Below are 20,848 nucleotides of genomic sequence, written 5' to 3' on the forward strand. Positions count from 1 at the left end.
ATGAAGGCTAAAATTATAGATTATCATAGTCCCGATATAGATTTAACAACTTATAAACCAAGTATTGAGAATGAGTTTTGTTTTGCGTTACAAGTTTTTGTCGGTGAACAGGGTTCTGATACTGGTTTTGAAAGTTTTTGCATGACAGTATGTACACCTCGTTGGCTTGAAAAAACACAAAATACTGGCGATATTATATTTGGAGAACACTACTTAATAGTATTTGAGTATAATTTAGACAAAATAATAAACACAATAACCGAATACATAGACAGCATTGAAGAAGATAGTTGGGATGAAATAGGTAAAAAAATAGATAGAATTGGCCTTTGGGAATTTAGAGATTATGTAGAACACAAGTAATAAATCATACATGAAAATAAAACTTAAAGTAATCATAATTCTATTAGCAATTTTATGCAACACCGTTTTTGCACAAGATGTAACGCGAGATGCCAACAACCGTATCACAGCAGAGAAATATGCCAATCATACCATCATCTATGAGTATGGTAGCAATGGAGAACGTACCAAACGCATCATTTCAGAAAATACGGTTAATCCGTTGCCTGTAAACTTATTAGAGTTTACTGCTGAAAAAAGCAAAGTAAACCTTAGACAAGCCTTACTTCGTTGGACAACCATTAGTGAGCAAAACAGCAAACACTTTGAGGTAGAGCATTCTACAGATGTTACCCATTTTACACTACTGGGCAAAAGGAAAGCAGCCCAAAACTCTGATCAAAAGGTGTTGTATGAATACCTGCATGCTGCTCCTGTGGCAGGTACCAATTACTACCGCTTGAAACTGGTAGATTTGGATGGAAGTAGTACCTATTCACCCACCAGGGCAGTCCTGTTTGATTATGTAAATAATGTAACCATTTTCCTGTACCCTAACCCTGCCAATACTTCTACCAAATTGAGGATAGAGGGAATAGGTGCCAGTGACCAACTTTCACTCGCTATACACTCGCTGGGAGGTGAAAAAATAGAGGCAAGAGCGTTAAAAGCCTTGCCTCCTTTTGAATATCACATAAACATTACCAAGCTGGCAGTGGGGATATATATAGTAGAGGTTTTAGTGAATGGTAAACGCTACCCCATACGTTTGGTAATTTCACGCTAATCTGCTAACCAACTTAGTTTTGTAGTTTGATACTTTTCGAAATCAGGTAGTGAAACAAGAACGTTTGGTCTGCCATCATTTGACTTACCAAACGTTCTAAACTTTGCTCATCCATCCACTGCAAACGGTACAACACATAATAAATCAACGATTTAAGCTCTCGAAGAACATCACTTTTTCTACTTTTGAATCGAGCAAAATAGTTGTCGTTAAACAAGATCAAATTGTCTGTGAAGTAAGACAATGCTGGGATTCGTTGAATACTAGGCAGTGCTTCATAAAGTCGGGCTTGAGTGTCATTTGTAATGATAAAATTGTAAGGGTCACTACTCAATACATCCAGGGCTTTTTCATAACTGGAATGTTGTGGCTGAATGGTAGCATTAATTTGTTGGTGTTGTTTATAATGATTGAAAAGTAAGTCTGCCCCACTGTTGGGGTACGACAGATTATAGTATACATCACCATACAATGCTTGTTGTTCGTTCTTTGTATTTGTCCCTGATGTGTTTTTCAATACCGTAATCTCATTCTGCCATAAATAGCCTAGTACCTGATATATTCGTTGTTTGGGAATATTGAATAAACCTAATGCCAATGAATCAGCTAGAATGACCAGATGTGGGATTATTTTTTCGTTTGCCATGGACCGTTGGAGATAAACTGAATGAGTAATATCATATTGTAACATCCAGTTAAGCCTGAATAAAGAATTGAGTGTAAGAACAACGGCAGCAGTAGCTGTGTGTCCAGTAGGAAATGCTACTCGTAAGTTTTGTAGGGCATTTCTGTGTTGAATAGTTGTTTGTTTACCCAGTAAGGAACGAAAATGAGGTATTTGAAAACCTAGCGGTGCAGTGAGTTGTGGTTGTACTTTTCTTACAAGTTTTTTTTCGTGCTGAAAGCGGGTAAGTAGTTGAGCTGTATGGCGTTGTTCTTCTTTGGGGTGTGGTGACGGTAACCTCTCTAAGGATAGCCGAATTTCTTCTATCATAAATTGCTTAATTTCTGCTATTGTCAGGTAAATCCAGTCTGCCTGATCGGTTATGTGAATGTTTTGGGGCTCAAACTGGTGCAAAACTTTTTGTGCAATGCCCAAAGCATCTTCTAAATAGTCACTCCATCTTTTAGTAAAATCAATTGTACCATCTAGTATTTTGTTATGCAAATTTCGTGGTGCTGTATGTTTGCTTTTCCCTTGTAACTGCCATAGTTGCTGCGAAAAGATTGTGGCAGCTCGTCTATGTTTTAGTAACCTTTGGATAATGTCTTTAAGTTGTGTGTATTGCGATTGGTAAGCCATAGTTCAAGTAATAAGTGAATCAACAAAATTCGTCCTATTACCTTTATCAAAAAGAGTGATGACTATTTGTAATAATAGCATCACTTTTTTGTTTTGATTGTCTTTTAATTTTCTACAGGAACATTCAAAGGCATTTTTCATTAAATGTTCCCCTGTCTGTTTCTACCACTTATCAACATCGTTGAGTGTGTTAATAGTCAATCACAACATTAAACTCTAAGATGTATGAAACGAGCCTTTAAAAACTTCATTTATTACCTGGCGAACACCGATCCTCAGGTAGTCAAACATTTTGCCCCACAAGACCGATTCATTCCAGATTTAATCGGTATGTCAGTATTGCTTGCTGCCCTTGTATCTACTTGCTCAGTAGGATATTTTTTGATGAGCGTATTTGGAGGGAGCACCAAGCAATACATTATTGTGCCCATAGGTTGTATTCTCTATTTCTTCATTATTGTGATGCTCGACAAGGGTTTGTTTCTTGCCCAATCTAGCAAGGCATTAATGATACGTGGAGCTATAGTCATGTGCTTGGTGAGTGTAACGTCCGTTCCCTTCAAGTTGGCATTACAGGACTCTAAAATTGAGACAGTTATGAATAATATGCATAAGCAAAAACAGGCACAAGCATATACTGGTGTGGCAAAACTTAAAGCCGATTACCGAACACAACAACAAGTACTTAATAACCAGCTTCATGAGCTTCAGAGTGAGAAAAATAGAATGGAACGTATGCGGGATGCTGAAAATAGTGGCTTGAAGCTCAACGGACGAAGTACAGGAGTTGAAGGCAAGGGCAAAAGGTGGAAGCAATACAACAACCAGGTAAAAATTCTTCAATCTCGTATTCAAGCATTAAAGAAAACTATTAATAAGCACCAGTTAGACAATACTCACCAGACAACAGTAGCCGAAGAGCAGTTTAAAATCATAAAACCAGAACAAGATCAATCATTTATTTCACGATATATTGCCTTTAAACAAGTGCTTAGTACGAGTGACGAACAGGAGAGGATTGCCATAAAGGAATTTAACGTAGGGATGTATATGCTTTTTGTGCTGATTGAGTTAAGCCCCGTTTTTTTGAAGCTTTTGCTCGGAAGAGCCAATCACATTGCTATCCAAACGGCACAAGATTCTGCGTTTGAGAAAGAAGGTTTACGGTTACGGAAGGCATATATGGTAGAAGCGTTAAGGTTGGCAGCTCCTTCTGCCATAGACCCCAACCAAATTACAGAGGGAGATATAGAGGACAGTATTCGGCAAACCAACCAAGTACTCAAGAATAACCGAGATAGCTATAAATCAATTTCAGGACAATATTAAAAAGGAGGTATATATGAGCGCTTATGAGTTTGTACTTACGTGGTTTACTAACCCTGTTGTAATGATTGTGTTGATAGTGATACTCTTATCATTCCTTTCCAAAGCAGTAGACCGAGAAATAACCCAAGAAATAGAGTTACCTACACTTGATTATACACAACTATCGCCAGAAAATCAGTTATCCCAAGAAATGGATGATGAAGAACTAATGCTAGATGAAAATACTGACCATAGTAATGACAATGAACAACCAAATGCCCCAAACCAACAAGAAGATAATGAGCAGGATATAGATTTGGATTCTCAGTCGTTAAGAGATCGTTTGATGTACGTCAGCCATAAGAAAAAGCAACAAGAGATGGACGATAAGAAAGAGAAATGGCGGAACGAGAAGAGGCTTTTGACATTAAAAACAAAAAAGTGATATAGAACGGGAGAAGGAAAAAGTTGATTTGGAGAGACGAAAGCAGTCGGTCTTTAATGAAAGCCAAGATGCTGCAATGGCTCGCCAAAGTGCTGAACAAAAGCTCAAGGAAGCTGCCTTCCGTGATAGAGAAGCGGCTGCCAAAGAGAGAGAAGCCAAACGTAAAATGGATGATTATAAGAATGGCAGGTATTGGTAGAAGTATGTAGAGGTAAGTATGAGAGCAGTTTATCTATTGGTAGACTGCTTTCTTTATTTTTAGCCAAGCAGCCATTTTTAGCAATTATTTTTGTATAATACACTTGATAACCAACTCATTACCACCTTGAACAACGCCGAACACATCAAAGCATTTCTCAAATCACACGAACTGATTAGTGTGCGAGGGCTCGAAAAGAAAACAGGGGTTCCTGATGACACCATTAAAAAGTTTATGCAAGGCAGTCGCCCCCTTCCTATCAAGCATATTCCAGCCATAGAAAAAGTGCTACAAGCGTATGGTTATACCTATTCGGAAAGGGAAAAATAAGATTGCCCCTATTTTGGGGCTTTAAGGCTTTTTTTGTATATTGTATTATCAATTAATGGTTTAATAAGAAGCCCCCGAAGGTGTTGGAGCACCATAATTTCGGAGGCGTGAACTAACAATAATTCAAATGCAAAATAATCAAAAATTGTCCACAAACCCAACCCCTGAGTTTGTGATGAGGCTTTGTATGCCCCACCATCTTGCAGGACACGTTTCGTGTAGTATTTTCTACGAGCCCAAAGCTGATCCCTACGCTCGACTTTATAAGTTGGTAGTAGACGATGAGCTAATCAATCATTTTTATGATGTAGACTGGCAGGTTGATCCACAGTCTTATGCTCAAGAGCTGCTACAAGACAAAGCAATGCAGCAAAAATTTGTTGCTCGTTACCATGTAGAAGGTTTTGACGGTAACTTATTACCTGCAAATGCATTGGAGCGACTCAAGGTGCAGCTTCCTCATTACTCATCTGATATGAAGTTACAGATTCAAGTTACTGACCCATCTATTCCGTGGGAAAGCGAGCAAGGCAAGGGCTTTCGTGTTACGGCAAGTGTTTGGAACAAGGGAGCTAGTGGCTATGGTATTACTATCCATGAGGTGTTGTTTCACCAAGATGATGTGAGTGCAGTATTTACTGGGGGTATTGGTATACATCTTTTCGGAGATGCCTTGGCTGATGCATACAGAGAGCAAATTGATACCATCTTGACCAAACAGGATATGGATTTGTACCAATTGGCTTTACTTGAGTCGTTAGACACATCTATTGAACAAACGACTACTTTCTAAGTAGAGTAGTTTCAGCACCTGAGCAGTTTTCAGGTGCTGATTTACCTCTCAAAATATTACTCATCTTTTTTACACATTTCATTGATGGACTTCCCAAACAACCATTTACAGGAAAAACTGAAACAGATACAATCACACCAAACAGGTGATCATACGTCGGTTGGCTATACTGAACACCAAAGCTTGAATGATTTTCGTGAAATATACAGCAATGCAAGCAGTCGTTTACAAGATCGCCCCTATGCTTTGCAAAAACGTGTGATATACAAAGTAGCTACAGTATGGAATATTATGTATCATCCATTCTCATTTTTGTTGGGCGTAGGAAGCGTATTACTTTTCGCTACTACGTTTTCGGGGCAACGTTCTTTGGGTGATGTATGGTCGGCTACTACGACTACTTTAGTCAATATAGCATTGGTGGCACTTGGGTTATTATTACTACTCATAAGCATAGAAGTCATCAAAGCTTCACAAGCCAATACCGTGTTTCGTGCTCGTGCCAAAAAACAACACGTATCGATAGCAAATAAGGCAGTACTCGGAGTCGTAATGATGAGTAGTATACTTATTTCAGGTATTGGTGGCATGTACGTCTCTTACGAGTTGGGAGATAAGTCACGTGATGTAGAAACAAGTCTACAGAGAGCGCAGGACAGTATTCGTTTGGTCTATGCCCAAAAAATCAAACAAAATGATCAAGTAATTCAAGGTTTGCAACGTCTCCAAATCAACCCTGAGCTTCGGAGGTGGGGTTTGACCAAACAAGAGTCAGCGCAGCTACGCCTTGCCCAAGCAGAAAAGAAACGACTCGCACTAGCGCAAGAAAAGAGTTTAGCAAACATCCGTAACAAATATGGGCAAATCATCAAGCAAAATGTGTCGTATACGTCAGCGACTATGTTTGTTGTAATGATCATTGTAACCTTGATGGAGCTACTCAATGTGTGGTCGTATTACTTCGTTTGGGTATACCGTAAACGGGTACAAGATGAAGGCGTACAGTTTGGTATTTTACCAGTAGTAGAAGAAGAAAAAACACCTCCTGTGATTGTAAAGGATTCAACAACTACGTCTTCTACGCCTGTCGTATACGACAAAAAACGTAGTTACGACTTTGCTACGGATGCCTTGCCCGTAGGCGACGAAATTGAGTGTAACAATGAAACGTGTAAAAAACGATTTCGGAAGCGTAGTTATAATCATCGGTTTTGTTCTGATCAGTGCCGTTTAGATTTTCATGGGTTTGATGTGAGGCGGCATAGGAGGAGAAGATAACACTACTTAAATAGCTTTTTTATATTGAAAAGGCATGTTTTGTATTGTGAGGTAAATTCCATAATTTAGGGCTTACCAATGTAAGGTATTGCTTTTGAAAATCCTTTAATCACAAATACAATATTATGAGTCGGCTACAGGCAATCCAAAGTGCTCTTTCTGCAATTAACCCAAGCATTTTCCAAGAACTATGTGACAGTTTTCTTGCCTTAAATAATAGTAATTATTCTGCACTATCCCGCACAGGGAGTCAATATGGAAAACAAAAAACAACGCCAGGTACACCAGACTCTTTTATTTTACTTCCAAACAGCAACTTTCTATTTGTAGAACATTCAACAAACATAACAGATGGAGTAAGTAAATTAGAGGATGACATTGCAAAATGCATAAATGTTTCGAAAACAGGGGTTCCCCTGAATCAAATAGAAGAAATAATTCTATGTATAAATTTTGATTTAAAAGCAGAAGATGTACAACGTTTAAAACAACTACTTGCCAGTACGAACATCAATTTAAACCTTCACACACGTGATTCGTTGAGTCTTGATTTACACCTGAATCATCGAAATTTAGTGCATCAGTATTTAGGACTACCTTTAGATACTGGACAAATTGTTTCCATTCAAAAGTTTATTTCTGAGTATAATAGAGTTTCCAAGGGCATAGCAACACCATTGGATAACCAGTTTTTGCACAGAAAAACGGAAATGCAAGAACTAAAACAAGCTATTATTGATAATGATTTCGTTATTCTCACGGGTGCTGCTGGTGTTGGCAAAACAAAACTAGTACTTGAAGGGGCTAAAGATTTTTTATTAGAACATAAATCCTTTGAAGCTTATTGTATTTCATATAAAAGCCATGTATTACTAGATGATCTTTATCAATACCTCAACTCTGAAAAAGATTACATTCTTTTTGTGGATGATGCCAATCGAATAGATGCTTTTGGTCAAATTGCGGGGTTTTATAAAGCTGACAGAAAAGGGCAATTAAAAATTTTAATTACAGTACGAGACTATGCATATGAAAAAATGAAGCGAGCTTGTCAGGATTTCTCACCTAGAACAATTTACTTAGAGAAGTTTACAGATGAGCAAATCGCGGATATTGTAAAGGCTCCCCCTTTTAAAATACTCAACGTTGATTATCACAAGCCAATACAGACAATTGCTGATGGTAATCCAAGAATAGCCATCATGGCAGCTTTGTTGGCTAAACAAAGACAGAATATGTTGGCTTTAAATGATGTCGCAGAGCTTTTTGAAAACTACTTTTCAACATTTATTAAAGATGAGGAAGGTTTTTCAAGCGATTTTAATATCAAATGCCTTGGGTTGATCGCATTTTTTTATACCCTGCCATTCAAAGATCGTGAAACAATGTTACCAATCTTGAACAACTTTGGTATTGATTACCCGCTGTTTATAGATGCCATTGAACAACTTGATAGATTGGAATTGCTTGAAATCTCATACGATTATGTCAAAATTCCTGAACAAAACCTTGCAATATATTTTTTTTACAGAGCTTTCATTAAAGACGAATTACTCTCGTTTCAAATACTTCTAAAGGGTTATTTTGATAATAATCAGAAACGTTTTAGTGATTGCGTAATCCCTGCGAACAATATGTTTGGAGCTAGTAAGGTTTCAAGTAAATTGAAACCAGAACTAAAAATATATTTGCAGTCAATTACGGGTAATGAGCAAAAAAAACTCGAATTTCTATCCTATTTTTGGTATTACCTCCAAACAGAAACTTTAACCTTTCTTTTCAATTCAATAAATATTTTATCTATACCTAGTGCCACAGTTTATAAAGTGGACTATGAGTTAAATGAATTTGCCCACAATACAAATGAGGTAATAGATTTGATAGGAAAGTTTTTTGGACATTCAGGAAATCTAAAGGATGTTATACAACTAGCTTTTGAGTATGTTAGAAAACAGCCAAATCTTTTGCCAGAGCTCATCCACAAAATAAGGAAGAAACTAGTTTTCAATCGTGAAGATCAATATTACGGTTTTGTCAGACAAAAAAAGCTTTTCGAAATATTGTTTGATGGATTAAAAAAAGGGGATTTATTATTTGTATTCTCTTTCTTCGAACTTGCCAAAACGTTTCTTTCTTATAGGTTTGAAATGGTTGAGGGCAGAAAAAATAGTATAGCTATTTACCATTACCCAATACCTGACACACCTTTTATTCGTGAGTTCAGGCAAAAAATATGGCAAGCTGTTGATACACAATTTACATCTTACCCTGAGGCTTCATTTGGGGTATTGAAGAACTACAGTGGACCTACACCCGACTCGATTAAGAAAATAATGAAGTTTGATGTTCAGTATGTTATACAAATTATTCGGAAACACCTTAGCAATAAATTATTTGAACACTGTAAATATGTACAGGAGCAAATAAGATGGTTTGAAAGAAATGAAGTATATCATAAGGCTTTTTCTGATTTGAGGCAGCAGTTTATTAATGATATTTATGAGGTTTTTGTAAAGATTGATTGGAATAGATTCAGAGATAAGGCAGACTATGAGTTTGATGATTATAAAGAATATGAGAAGCTAAAAGAGAAGGATATTAGAGGAGCATTTGTTTTTCAGAACCCAGAGGAAGTAGAAACCTTCCTTGAAAAATATGAGCATTTATGTAAATCAGAAAAGGAATACCATGAATATGCTCGGTCTTTTGCAATAATCATAGACGAAAACTGCACAAAGAACTTTGATTTGGGCTGTATGATGATAGAAAAAGCGATACAAAAGGGGGTTAGGATTGATCATTACTTTAATGCTGTATTTAAAAGTCATTTGAATACGGAAGAGAACGCTCAAAAACTTTGGAATATCATCGAGCAATCTGATTTGCTAAATAAAGACCAATGGAGATTAGCTTTTTTTGATTATTTGGATGATAAATTAGTAAATAAGACTTGGCTTGCTTTGTTGCTAAATACAATAGAAAACATCAAGCCATCAACTTATCTAGCTTTAACTAATATAGGTAAATACCTCTCTTTTAAACCCGATTTGCTTCAAGTTATTTTAGAAAAGATTGTATCAAAAAGTAAGAATGATGGAGCAAAAATTCAGGTATTTTGTGATTTATTTAAAAAACATTTTACTGATTTAGGTAATGATTTTGACTTGATAAAACAGGTGTATCTTCTGCAAAAAGATCACTTTGATTACGATGGGAGATTGATGTTACAAATACTAAAAAAAGATGCTTCTTTTTTATTAGATTTGGTGAAGCACTTATTTTCAATATCTAAACTTCGGAGCGATTCTAGTAAATGGAGTCGTGTTTGGGAAGTATCAGGTATTGAAGCAGTTCTAAATCAGGTATTTGATTTTATTGAGTGTCAAGGTAGTTATTTTGGTATAGAGCATTTTTGTAATTCTTTTTTCAAAAGGGTTGATAGTAATGGTAGAGTTAAAGCCAAAAAGTTTCTTATGGATTATTGTCAGCGTAACTACAATAATACGGGTAAAATAGATATGGTGGTTGATATTGTCCGAAACTCAATGAAAGAACTTTATGGAGATGTTATGCTACTATTTTTGTCTTTAAATCAAGAGGTGGAAGCGTTCACGCAAATTAATTGGCTAGACACAGGAGGCACATATCCTGGTGGAACCATCTTTGGCGATGTTCAAGCTGCAGAATGGAGAAACTTGCTCAGCATAGTAGAAAAATCAAATGTAGGTATTAGTCTTATACCTATTAAAAACTATATAAACTCAAGAATTGATAATTATTTGAGTAGTGCTGAAGTGGATAGAAAAATAAATTTTTTAGGAGGACATTAATATGAGAGACGTTATTTCTGAGCTACAGCTCAAAATTGATGATGCTGACATATCAGGATTCTTCAAGCAACTAGATGACTATTTGAATAGATTAGAAATCGAGATTAAAGCTGGTTATAAAAACCAGTTATCAGAACTTAAGAGGGAATACATTTCAGGAAAGTTTGATCATCATTATCCAGGTCGCCTAAAGACATTCATTAAGGATGGATTTGTTGTAAACAAAGTTGATCATTTACTGAGTGTAGATTCTGAAAATAATAATTCGAGTGGAATAACCTATAAACTTGAGGAGATACAAGATGAAATGCCCTTATTTAGTAAACCTGACTCTCCATCTTTGAAAATTAAAGTTTCTGCGCCTCATTTTCTTCATAAAAACAATAACATAACCAAAACTATTAATGATTTTTTAATCGATGAGGTTTTGAGTTGTAATTCTCTGATTAGTGGAGAAACGAAGGTGTCCTTAAATTCCAGTTATGCACTCATTGATAATATGCACAAGTTTAAGCAGCATATTTATGATTCATCCTACCTTTCTCAGCAGAAGGTTTATGATAAAGATAGTCCCTTAAAACCAGATTGGGAGTATGAATTGCATATCAGTATATTATTTAATAATTCAAAAATACTAAGTATTTTAGCCTATGAATGGTTTTTCTCCCACATGGGCGCACACCCAATATCTTCTCGTAGAGTGTACTCCTTTGACTTAGAAAATGGTGGTGAAAGAATTACTTTGAAAAATATTGTTCATGGGGCTAAGTTGCGTGGTTTATCACGTATGATTACTCAAAACTTTTATGATCAGTTAGACCCAACACCTTTATATTCGGATGAAGAAGATATAGATATGCAAAGTTTTTATCTTGAAGATGCCCCTGTATTTTTCTTGAAAAACAATGGGCTTTATTTTGTATTTAGCCCCTATGCCATCACTGCCTATGTTTTTGGTGCTCAAACGATTTATGTAACATTTCAACAAATTGCCCCTTATTTGAGTGAGTTTTTGCCTCCATCATTAGAGAATATATTTAATGTATGAGGTATTTTAATAGCTCAGCATCCATGCCTTCTTACATAGTCAGTGCATTACCATTTTAGCGAAACCCAAATAAACTATTGTAAGTTAAATAATTCAGGAAAGCTCAATATATGAGCTTTTTTTGCTTTTTAAATTAACAAATATTTTAAATAAAATGATGAAGGTGTTTTTTTGCTAATATAAATAGCATTTATATCGGTAAAGCATTATCTTAGAGCGACTACCTTGCAAAAATCAAGTTGATGCAAATTTTATTTGTATAATTACCAGATTTTTATCAGACGTCATCATAAAGTTTTTGTGAAGTTAAAGTTAGGCTAACCCAAACAAATTTATATTACAATCTTTCCAAATTTTAAAATTTATGACCAGCAAACCATCCATTAACCTAAATGTCTATCCTGCTCTTGGGGGAGATAGCATGCTTTTACAAATCCACTATACTAATATTTTGATAGATGGAGGATATGTAAACACTTATCAAAGCTTCATAAAAGATGAATTGAAAGCTTTAGCAAAAGAAGGCAAAACATTATCTCATGTTGTAGTAACTCACATCGACCAAGATCATATCTCTGGCATTGTCAAACTATTGGAGGAGAATAATAAGCATGAAATAATACCCATTACCAATATTTGGCATAACTCTTACCGACATCTTCAACCCACTATAGCTCCTGAAAATATCAATCATCATTTTGAAGACAAAGCATTAGAAGCAATCAAAGGTGGGTCTTATCTCAAGGAAGTCACAAAAGGAGAAAAAAACGTAAGTGCCAAGCAAGGGTCTTCACTGGCAGGCTTTATTGCTGATGGTAATTATTTCTGGAATGCAGAATTTGATCAAAAAGCTATTTCTACTGATAATAAAAAAGTAATTCAACTTACTGATGAAATTAAGCTCATTCTATTATCGCCTGATAATGGGAAACTCGAACGTTTGCAAAAAACGTGGAAAAATGAGTTACGAAAAAATGGATATTTGAAAGACCTCCCTGACAACGTTTTTTTTGATGATGCTTTTGAATTTATGACTGCCAAGCAAAAGCCTAAGCCAGTTTTGAGACAAAAGAACGTATCAAGTAGTAGCATTCCAGACGTAGAAGCACTTATAAAAAGCAAATTCAAAGAAGATACAACCTCTGCCAATGGTAGTTCCATTGCATTTATCATCGAGTATGATGGCAAAAGGTTGTTATTTCTAGGAGATGCGCACCCAGGCATAATTGCTGAAAATATCAAAGAAACTTATCCAGATGAATCACTTCCCATTCAGTTTGATTTGATTAAAATATCTCATCACGGGAGTTGGACTAACAACAGCCCTGATTTATTCAAAACAATAGATTCCAAGCTTAATATTTTCTCAACTAATAGCGAAAAGCATAACCATCCTGATAAGGAATCGTTGGCGTTATTGATTTCTAGAGAAACAGGTGAAACCCGCAAGTTATATTTTAATTACCCAGTGGTAAATGCAGAAGCATTTGATGTAGAGAGCCTAACGAAAAAATACAATTACGAAATTATTCAAGGTGATGGCAATACACCTTTGAAAATAACACTTTAACCCAATGATAAATAATGTATTAAGCCCCCAACAACTAGAAAATGCTTCTGTACGAATACTATGTGGAGATGAACAAGGAACAGGGTTCTTTGTTGACCAAGATATTATTTTAACGGCTTATCATGTCATAGTAGATTGTATTGATGAAAATGCAGATATAAAGATAAATAATGTCACATACAGCAAAGAAAATGTGATTGATTATGATCAAAAATTGGACTTATGCCTAATACGAACAAATGAGCCAACAGATACTATCCTGCCCTTAACATCAGCTAATATCAGCTATAAACAAAATTGCTCAACTTATGGCTATCCTTATTCTGGGGAAGTGACAGGTGAAAGAATTGAAGGTAAAGTTGATACAATAAGCATTGACACCCATTGGGGCTTTTCATTCAATAGTGAACAAGTTAGTGAAGATGTTGATTATTCAGGTCTATCAGGAGGTGCCGTTGTTTCAAACCATCAAGTTGTAGGCATTGTGCTTTTGCAAAGAAATAGCTCAGTAGCAGCCATTAGTGTCGAAAAAGCTCAGGAGTTTTTAACCAAAAATAACATTGTCGTAGTTAAAGAGGAAAGTCTGAATGAAATACCAGAACAGTTAAAAAATGATGTAGAATCATCTACACCCAACTACACTGTTTTTCAAGAATTAACCGAAACCTTGGAAACACAAACGGGTTGGTTTTTGTGTGTTGGATCACCAGGTTCAGGCAAAACAACATTTGCCGCTGCATACAATCCTGATAGTGAAAATATTAAAGTTTGTGGACGTTATTTTACCAAGATTCCACAAGATAAAACACCACTTTCTGTTAGAATTTCTGAAAGAAATCTTATTTCCTGGATTGAAACTACATTTAGTGAAAATACTGGTCAGCAGGTAGAGCAGGAAGAAAACCATGGCAAAAGGTTAGAGAGGATAAGCCTTCTTTTAAATAATTTGGCGAACCATTATAAGGGGACTCAATGTGTGCTGTTGATTGATGGTTTGGATGAAGTAAAAAACTTAGATAGTTTCTTAGGTGTTTTGCCTGAAAACTTGCCAGATAACCTTTCTATTGTTCTTTCCTGTACTTCACGAGACATTCTACCAACTCATACCAAAGCACTTATTGATGAAAATAGTGTTATTGAGGTAACTCCGTTGGACATTGGACAATGTGAAGCATTTATTCAACGAGAATTAAAGAAAAAAGAAATCAGCACAGAAAATATTCAGGCTATTGCAAGAAAGTCGGAAGGACATCCTTTGTATTTAAGATACCTGATTAATTATTTGTTGTTGAATGATGTAGCTACTGAGAAAATTGAGGATTGGGTAGAAACCATACCAGCCATTGGCGGGGAAATCAGTAAGTATTATGAAAGCTTATGGGATAAGTTTTTCAAGGAAGAAACAAAGCTTTGGATTGTTTTAATTTTATCCCAAATCAGGCAACCAGTTGCTCAGGACATACTGATCAAAATGCTTCCTGCCAATCATCAGTTAAGTTTTTATTCCCATTTCGAACCTATCAACTATTTACTCAAGGGAGAAGCTAGGTTGGAACTCTATCATGCATCTTTTAAAAATTTCATCTCTAATAAAGTGTCCCACTCCATTCCTTTGGCAAACGATGAAATAATAAAATACTGTGACCAATCTTTGGCGGGTCAATATTCACTGGAAAACAGACTGCATCATTATACCCTTAGCTCATCACCAATCAAATCGCTGGAAATATGTAATCAGGATTGGGCAGATAATGCTGCCCAACATCATGTAAACCCAGACTTGGTAACGCAGGATATAAGAAGCGTGATTAATATAGCAGTGGACGAAAGAGCTACTACAGAACTCATTAGAGTATTGCTACTACTCCAAAGGATTGAGTTTAGGTATGATAGCGTTTTTGCTGAACATGCCTTTGATTTGGCAGAGGCTCTTATAGCTTTAGGGGAGTATGAGGCTGCAATAAAGTATCTGGTAAGGGATAACACTTTATTAATCAGCGAAGGGGATGCTATTTATTTTTTACAGTTGCTGTATGAAAACAAGGCTATTAAAGCAGGGGAACGTTTGTTTAGTGCATTGGATGCTAAATACCGCTTATACTTAAAGGATGAGTTTGGGAAAAAAGATGAGGAAATCAGTCTTGAGCCTTTTATTAATCAGGTTAGATCACTTTGTTTATTCATGTACGAGAATCCAAAAGATGGCTACTTTCGCATACAACAAATCAGATCATTCGCTAAAAAAATGATGAATTTATCGATTGAAAAAGATGCGCAAGAAATGCATGAAGCTTTTTATGATGTTCGCGAAAAGTCAAATTCTTGGCTTGCAGCTTATATTATGCGAAAGTCAAATGATTACCTATATGCTAAAGAATTACCCAAAGATGTAAATATTACAATTGATGAAACTTGGGCAAGAACTTCAGCTCTTTCAATAAATTATATTAATTACTTAAACTATTATTCGGCTCGGCAAAGAATAAAAGGAGATACATATTATAAGGCTATTGCTGACATAGAGTGGTTAATAGAAAGTTATGGATATGAGAATGATACTTATACCTGTTCTATTATAATAGAAGCCCTGATAGGAGAGAGCAAGAATGTCAAAGTTGTAGAAAATGTTATCAATACTTATATAGCCAATGAAGCTGATAAACCACTCAATCTAAGAGATAAAAATGGGGTAGATTTTAATGTGATAGCCGTTCGCTCTTTTTATTTTTATCAAAAATGCGTCGGCTATATTCAGCCAGAATGTAACATTTCTGATTTGCCCAAGCATTGGCATAATGGAAATTTGGAAAGTGGTTTTTGTGAAATAATAAAGTCTTTGGCAAGGCTGCACGGAGCTTTAGCCCGTGAAAAGGCTGAAGGTAATCAAATGCCTGCTGCATTGGAACAATGCCTGGGATCTATTATTGCGACATTAAACTTTAAGCTTGCAAGCAGAGTACATTGGGAAAGAAGTTACCATTTACCTGAATCAATAGTACCATTTATCTATGAGCAGGTAGTTCAATTATACATTGATTTTTTTCCTGACTCGGTTGATACCTTTATTAGCAACATAAAGGATACTAATCGCCATCAACTTGGAATATATACTGAGGGATACAGAAAAGCTCTTGCCTCAGTTATTCGAAAATTGATCAAAGGAGATAAAAAAGGAAAACAAACTATCTTGCTTATAGGAGTTTTAGAAAATCACATAGTTAGCCAGGTTCAGAATAGATGGGAGCGTACCCCTGAGCTATTAAATGTGGTGCAGTTTTATGGTTTGGTTGACTTGCCCAGTAAGGCTAAAGCCACATTTGCAAAAATGCTGGATACCTCAATGGGTCCTACCTGGTACAAAGAAGCCCAATTTCAACTCATCAATACCAATTTGCAACTGAAAGGCAGCGAAAAACATGCTGCTCAATTTGCCGCCTTGCTCGATTATGCTTCTGGCGAGATGACATTTCAGCGGTATATCCGACATAACAAAGAAAGTTTTATTGAAGAACTGGCACAAAAAGGGAAACTGACATTGGCAATTGAATATCTCAAATTTGAGACGGTACCTCCAGTAGATGTACTTATCCAAAATGCTGAACATTTTACCGTAGATAGTATAGCACTAGGTAAAGGAAATGTACAAGGAGCAAACAACCTAGCGATACAAAGTGGGGCATTGAATATTTTAAAACATATACCAAATGTAAATCCTCTGATTAGAGTTGCTTTATGTAGCATTTTTACTGTCAATGATGAGACATTCAGGTATGTGGATGGTTACGCTACTGAAATGGCAAAAGCCCTTAACGAAATAGAAAATGAAGACCATCAAACGCTCGCATTTGAAATCGTTACTCAACTGCTTAAGTCAGAAGATTTTAAAGACGCAGGTGCTGGCGCACAAACAGTTGAACAGGAGTTTGTAAATAACTTGCGAAATGCCTTGACAGAAGAGGTAGATTGGGAGTTATATCAATTCATCAATGGAAAGAGTGTCAAGCCTCCTCAACAAGGAAGCACCCAAGATGACAACTCGGAAGAAGAACAGAACTGTTTCACAAAATTTAATCAAAGGTTTTCCAATGAAGGGAGTTTTATAGACCCTAAAAAGTTGATCGAACAAGGGATGAAGGCATTCAGAGAAGAAAGGATAAGTGTTTGGGATAGAAATTGGTCTACACTCAGTACTCAAGCTAGAAAAAATTTAAAAAAGCTCTTCAAAAATGATCAAGAAGCAATTAAAAGTCTCTCTCCTTATATAAAGAGGTACAACAATAACACTTGGGCTATAGTAGATAACCTTATTTGGTTTTGGGAGAACAACCTGAGCGAAGGTCAGATTGACCAAATCAACCGACATTCTTCCAACCACTTTAAGCTACTGATTCGCCCAGAGAAATATGTGTTTGACAAATACCGTTGGATGGAAAAAGTGAGTGAAGACGAAAATCAGAATGAACAAATGCTAAAGTTCATTATTTGGTTGCTGAACCATCCATTAGACGCGATTCGTAATGATGCCCATAATGCACTCGTTTTTTTAAGTAAGGTAGTACCTGAGCAAATCATTTTGCCACTTATTTCTGAAGTGGTAGAGGATAAACCTGGCTTTTCAAGAAGCTTATGCTCAGAAATTTTAAAGGAAATGGCATTTGAGCAACCTGCTATCATTATTGATCTTTTGAATTCCCAACCTCAATATTTACAAAAAATAGTTACCAATGATCATTTTTCCATTTTGGTGGACTTTATGATCATTGGTGAAGAGCTCAAAGAAAGCGGCTATACAGTCTTATATGATGCTTTAATAGACAAATTTCCAGATGAAACAGCAAGTAGCGATGATGCTCGTTGGGATGACGATATACTGAGTTTGATTAGTGAAGAGATAGATGATTTGGATGAATTAGGCATTTTGAATGATGATTTCTATGAAAAACTTATTCAAAGCATTCAAGGCTATGATAAGATAGTTGACCTTAAGAAATCTGATAAATATTTATTACGAAGTTATCTTGGTACAGAGTCAGAATCTTATATAAGTAGGTATACCCAGGTAGTTCATCATTTACTCAATAAAGCCATTTTACCCAGAGTGAGTAAAGCCAATCAGGAAGCGGCGTATGATATAATAAATAGAATTTATGAATATGTTTGAACCCAAAAGTGAAATTATTTTATCTCGTAAAGAGTTTGAGCAGAGGCTAAATTTACTGATAGAACAAGGGCGGCAAAGAAAAATCGTGCTCAATGCGGACGCAGGTTTTGACATAAAGCATTTGACAAGAATAAGGGCATTACCTAATCAAAGAATAGATTTTGCGACAGTCAATGAACTGGCACGTACTACTGTCAATGCACTAGTAAAACTGAATAGTCTTGTAAATGATATAAATAATCAAGAAAGGGTAGATGAATAAATTTGAATCCAATAAAGAGTTTGTGCATTCCCGCAAAGAATTTGAAAGAAGCGGTCACCTGCTAAATGAAGGTTTTCATAGAGATAAGATAAAAATTTATGCACACATGACTCTGACTATCAAGAGCATAAAAAGAACCCGAGTACTACCTAATCAGAGGCTTGATTTGGCTACAGTAAACGAGTTTGCCCGTAATGTATCTAATTTTTCAGATAAAATAATTAACCATTCTTCAGGCAAAAATGATCAAAAAAGTTAGATGAGTAGATTTGAAGATAATAGAGAGTTTATTCATTCTCGTAAAGAGTTTGAGCGAAAGCTTCACTCCCTACAAGAGCAGATGAGGCAAAATAAGTTTAAAATTACAGTAAATAGTTCTGGACTTATAACAGGATTAGAAAAGGCAAGGTTATTACCAAGCCATAGAATAGATTTGTTTACAGTAAATGAATCGTTACGTGCCTGTGCAAATATGATAGAACAAATGCAATATCACAAAGATGAAGAAAAAGAATAAGCATGGAATGCCTCCACCTTCTTCCAGAATTAGGTTTGAGCATAATATTTATTTGGTACTTGAGGAGGCTTTGCAAGCAATTGAACAGGATAACATTGAAAATAGTAATCTTTGGGCATCAGCTCCTCACTTGGTAAAAGCAAGGTACCTTCCTAATAGAAGGCTGGATTTGCCTACAGTGAATGAAATGCTTAGACTTCATGGAAATACGATGGATTGGAAGAAGTATATAGATTTTGAATTTTTAAAAGATAAATGATGTGCCATAGCAATGATGAAAGATTGGGATAAAAATCAGGATGTTATGCAAGTGTGCTTGAATGGGCACCAAATTACAGATAGTTATTTGCGATCTCCACATTTAGCAGAAGATTATTGCCAGAAATGTGGAAAAGAAACAATCGTGGCTTGTCCCAATTGTCAGACACCAATTAAGGGTGACTATTATTATCCTGGCGTTGTTGATTTAACAGGTTTTAGAACACCAGTACCAAAAAGATGTTCTAATTGTGGAAAATACTATCCTTGGGGTAAAAAGCTGGAAAAAGTACAACGAAGTAAAAGTGGTTCTTCCTGGTTGCTTACAAGCTTATATACAGCATTGGGGACAGGAGCATTTGTTGTTTATTTTGCCTTACGATTTCCAAGGTTCGAGTTATTGGATTTATTTATTTTGATTGTAGGCTTGGTGTTTACAGTAATGCTATTGCGTAATCCCAAAAATCGTTTTTACAGAACTGGTGGAGCATTATTAACTTCTGGGGCATTTTCACATATCATCCCCTCTTTGGTTATTGCCTACAAAAACACCTCTAAAGCAGGAAGTGAAACATTACAGCTTTCTCTTAACAACATTCACCCAGCAATCCCAATTACAATGATAATTGCAGGAACTATTATTTATTCTTTGGGTGGGTATTTTGAACAACAGGGTAAGAAGAGAAGATAATGCAGAGTATTGAGAAAAAATAACATCAAATAGCCTAAAACATATGCCAACCCCGACTGAAAAAATCAAACCCCTTATTAATGATGGCGAGCTGGATTTGGCTCTGGAAAGTGCAGAAAAGTTAGGTCAAAATAATATCAATATCGGCAATGCAATATGCTTGCTCAAAGCCAGGTATAGCGAACTAAAGAATCATCATTCTATAAACCTCATTGATTACGAAACATATAAATCAAGAAAAAGTGATTATGCTAAAGAGCTGAATGCAGTTTTGGATAAACAACCTGCTCCAAACGACAAGAAAAAAACAAGCAAAAATGCTCAAGAAAGAATAGAGTTGACATTGCAGGGTACATTACAAAACCTCACAACAGAAGCTTTAGAGCAAATACTACAAAAGGTACAAGCCACTCTTGGCATTGATTACCCTATCAAAATAAAGAGCATACAAGGAAAAGGTATTCAACTACTAATACTTTAAAAGAAGAGGATGTAGCAAAGCTTCTGAAGTTGTTTGAAAAAAGGAATTATCGAGTGAACTTGAAAATGAGTTATCAATATTCAGAAACCCTCTGTGCCTGATACTTTTTCAGTAAATTGATAAATTCTACAAGAATTTAAAAATGGTTTGGGCATTGAACATCTGGAACGGGCATTTAGTTCTACTATTGGAGGTTGACTGGTCTGTATATAGTTTTTCACAACAGCTCTTATATCATGCATATA

Annotated in this window: 19 protein-coding genes; 18 read left to right on the forward strand and 1 reads right to left on the reverse strand. The window is 35.8% G+C overall.

Annotation, left to right across the window (positions count from 1 at the left end):
* On the forward strand, positions 1 to 363 hold the full coding sequence (locus tag M23134_RS12490; protein WP_002696538.1) for an Imm8 family immunity protein: 363 nt from the start codon (positions 1 to 3) through the stop codon (positions 361 to 363).
* 10 nt (positions 364 to 373) lie between these two features.
* On the forward strand, positions 374 to 1,129 hold the full coding sequence (locus M23134_RS38025) for a T9SS type A sorting domain-containing protein (RefSeq protein ID WP_002696540.1): 756 nt from the start codon (positions 374 to 376) through the stop codon (positions 1,127 to 1,129).
* A gap of 13 nt (positions 1,130 to 1,142) precedes the next feature.
* On the opposite strand, the gene M23134_RS12500 is transcribed toward M23134_RS38025, so the two are convergent.
* Positions 1,143 to 2,432, reverse strand: a complete 1,290-nt coding sequence (locus M23134_RS12500) for a hypothetical protein (protein WP_002696543.1) — start codon at positions 2,430 to 2,432, stop codon at positions 1,143 to 1,145.
* A gap of 225 nt (positions 2,433 to 2,657) precedes the next feature.
* On the opposite strand from M23134_RS12500, the gene M23134_RS12505 reads away from it, so the two are divergent.
* From M23134_RS12505 to M23134_RS12575, 16 genes are all read left to right on the forward strand, one after another.
* Positions 2,658 to 3,761: a DUF4407 domain-containing protein gene (locus M23134_RS12505; protein ID WP_002696545.1), complete on the forward strand. Its 1,104-nt coding sequence runs from the start codon at positions 2,658 to 2,660 to the stop codon at positions 3,759 to 3,761.
* A gap of 13 nt (positions 3,762 to 3,774) precedes the next feature.
* On the forward strand, positions 3,775 to 4,185 hold the full coding sequence (locus M23134_RS12510; protein ID WP_002696547.1) for a hypothetical protein: 411 nt from the start codon (positions 3,775 to 3,777) through the stop codon (positions 4,183 to 4,185).
* 28 nt (positions 4,186 to 4,213) lie between these two features.
* A complete protein-coding gene (locus M23134_RS41115; RefSeq protein ID WP_157558463.1) occupies positions 4,214 to 4,384 on the forward strand; it encodes a hypothetical protein in 171 nt (56 codons plus the stop codon).
* 90 nt (positions 4,385 to 4,474) lie between these two features.
* Complete coding sequence (locus M23134_RS12515; RefSeq protein ID WP_002696552.1) at positions 4,475 to 4,714, forward strand: hypothetical protein; 240 nt, start codon at positions 4,475 to 4,477, stop codon at positions 4,712 to 4,714.
* Positions 4,715 to 4,841: 127 nt separating this feature from the next.
* On the forward strand, positions 4,842 to 5,507 hold the full coding sequence (locus tag M23134_RS12520; protein ID WP_045113466.1) for a hypothetical protein: 666 nt from the start codon (positions 4,842 to 4,844) through the stop codon (positions 5,505 to 5,507).
* An 84-nt stretch (positions 5,508 to 5,591) separates the two neighbouring features.
* Positions 5,592 to 6,785: a hypothetical protein gene (locus M23134_RS12525; protein ID WP_002696555.1), complete on the forward strand. Its 1,194-nt coding sequence runs from the start codon at positions 5,592 to 5,594 to the stop codon at positions 6,783 to 6,785.
* 125 nt (positions 6,786 to 6,910) lie between these two features.
* A complete protein-coding gene (locus tag M23134_RS12530; protein WP_002696557.1) occupies positions 6,911 to 10,615 on the forward strand; it encodes an nSTAND3 domain-containing NTPase in 3,705 nt (1,234 codons plus the stop codon).
* A 1-nt stretch (position 10,616) separates the two neighbouring features.
* Positions 10,617 to 11,663 carry an RsiV family protein gene (locus tag M23134_RS12535; RefSeq protein WP_002696559.1) on the forward strand — a complete coding sequence of 349 codons (1,047 nt, stop codon included), beginning with the start codon at positions 10,617 to 10,619 and terminating at the stop codon, positions 11,661 to 11,663.
* A 364-nt stretch (positions 11,664 to 12,027) separates the two neighbouring features.
* A complete protein-coding gene (gene avs1a, locus M23134_RS12540) occupies positions 12,028 to 13,233 on the forward strand; it encodes an AVAST type 1 anti-phage system MBL fold metallo-hydrolase Avs1a (RefSeq protein ID WP_002696560.1) in 1,206 nt (401 codons plus the stop codon).
* A gap of 4 nt (positions 13,234 to 13,237) precedes the next feature.
* Positions 13,238 to 18,394: a S1 family peptidase gene (locus M23134_RS12545; protein WP_002696562.1), complete on the forward strand. Its 5,157-nt coding sequence runs from the start codon at positions 13,238 to 13,240 to the stop codon at positions 18,392 to 18,394.
* Positions 18,381 to 18,656, forward strand: coding sequence for a hypothetical protein (locus M23134_RS12550; protein ID WP_045113467.1), 276 nt, complete (start codon positions 18,381 to 18,383; stop codon positions 18,654 to 18,656). The genes M23134_RS12545 and M23134_RS12550 overlap by 14 nt, the downstream gene beginning before the upstream one ends.
* Positions 18,649 to 18,915, forward strand: a complete 267-nt coding sequence (locus M23134_RS12555) for a hypothetical protein (RefSeq protein WP_045113468.1) — start codon at positions 18,649 to 18,651, stop codon at positions 18,913 to 18,915. Before M23134_RS12550 ends, M23134_RS12555 begins: the two co-directional genes overlap by 8 nt.
* Positions 18,916 to 19,173, forward strand: a complete 258-nt coding sequence (locus M23134_RS12560) for a hypothetical protein (RefSeq protein ID WP_002696564.1) — start codon at positions 18,916 to 18,918, stop codon at positions 19,171 to 19,173.
* The gene (locus tag M23134_RS12565) at positions 19,157 to 19,432 is read left to right on the forward strand and encodes a hypothetical protein (protein ID WP_045113469.1); all 276 of its coding nucleotides are present in this window, start codon (positions 19,157 to 19,159) and stop codon (positions 19,430 to 19,432) included. Before M23134_RS12560 ends, M23134_RS12565 begins: the two co-directional genes overlap by 17 nt.
* A gap of 12 nt (positions 19,433 to 19,444) precedes the next feature.
* Positions 19,445 to 20,122, forward strand: a complete 678-nt coding sequence (locus M23134_RS38030; protein WP_002696569.1) for a DUF2321 domain-containing protein — start codon at positions 19,445 to 19,447, stop codon at positions 20,120 to 20,122.
* 43 nt (positions 20,123 to 20,165) lie between these two features.
* Positions 20,166 to 20,603, forward strand: a complete 438-nt coding sequence (locus tag M23134_RS12575) for a hypothetical protein (protein ID WP_002696571.1) — start codon at positions 20,166 to 20,168, stop codon at positions 20,601 to 20,603.
* Positions 20,604 to 20,848: the final 245 nt, after the last annotated feature.

Origin of the sequence: Microscilla marina ATCC 23134 (assembly GCF_000169175.1) — a bacterium.
GTDB lineage: Bacteria > Bacteroidota > Bacteroidia > Cytophagales > Microscillaceae > Microscilla > Microscilla marina.

Coding starts and splice junctions, on each gene's coding strand:
- avs1a (WP_002696560.1), top strand. CDS start 12,028: ATGACCAGCAAACCATCCATTAACCTAAATGTCTATCCTGCTCTTGGG.
- M23134_RS38025 (WP_002696540.1), top strand. CDS start 374: ATGAAAATAAAACTTAAAGTAATCATAATTCTATTAGCAATTTTATGC.
- M23134_RS38030 (WP_002696569.1), top strand. CDS start 19,445: ATGATGAAAGATTGGGATAAAAATCAGGATGTTATGCAAGTGTGCTTG.
- M23134_RS12505 (WP_002696545.1), top strand. CDS start 2,658: ATGAAACGAGCCTTTAAAAACTTCATTTATTACCTGGCGAACACCGAT.
- M23134_RS12530 (WP_002696557.1), top strand. CDS start 6,911: ATGAGTCGGCTACAGGCAATCCAAAGTGCTCTTTCTGCAATTAACCCA.
- M23134_RS12520 (WP_045113466.1), top strand. CDS start 4,842: ATGCAAAATAATCAAAAATTGTCCACAAACCCAACCCCTGAGTTTGTG.
- M23134_RS12565 (WP_045113469.1), top strand. CDS start 19,157: ATGAAGAAAAAGAATAAGCATGGAATGCCTCCACCTTCTTCCAGAATT.
- M23134_RS12535 (WP_002696559.1), top strand. CDS start 10,617: ATGAGAGACGTTATTTCTGAGCTACAGCTCAAAATTGATGATGCTGAC.
- M23134_RS12575 (WP_002696571.1), top strand. CDS start 20,166: ATGCCAACCCCGACTGAAAAAATCAAACCCCTTATTAATGATGGCGAG.
- M23134_RS12560 (WP_002696564.1), top strand. CDS start 18,916: ATGAGTAGATTTGAAGATAATAGAGAGTTTATTCATTCTCGTAAAGAG.
- M23134_RS12510 (WP_002696547.1), top strand. CDS start 3,775: ATGAGCGCTTATGAGTTTGTACTTACGTGGTTTACTAACCCTGTTGTA.
- M23134_RS12550 (WP_045113467.1), top strand. CDS start 18,381: ATGAATATGTTTGAACCCAAAAGTGAAATTATTTTATCTCGTAAAGAG.
- M23134_RS12555 (WP_045113468.1), top strand. CDS start 18,649: ATGAATAAATTTGAATCCAATAAAGAGTTTGTGCATTCCCGCAAAGAA.
- M23134_RS12500 (WP_002696543.1), bottom strand. CDS start 2,432: ATGGCTTACCAATCGCAATACACACAACTTAAAGACATTATCCAAAGG.
- M23134_RS12525 (WP_002696555.1), top strand. CDS start 5,592: ATGGACTTCCCAAACAACCATTTACAGGAAAAACTGAAACAGATACAA.
- M23134_RS12490 (WP_002696538.1), top strand. CDS start 1: ATGAAGGCTAAAATTATAGATTATCATAGTCCCGATATAGATTTAACA.
- M23134_RS12545 (WP_002696562.1), top strand. CDS start 13,238: ATGATAAATAATGTATTAAGCCCCCAACAACTAGAAAATGCTTCTGTA.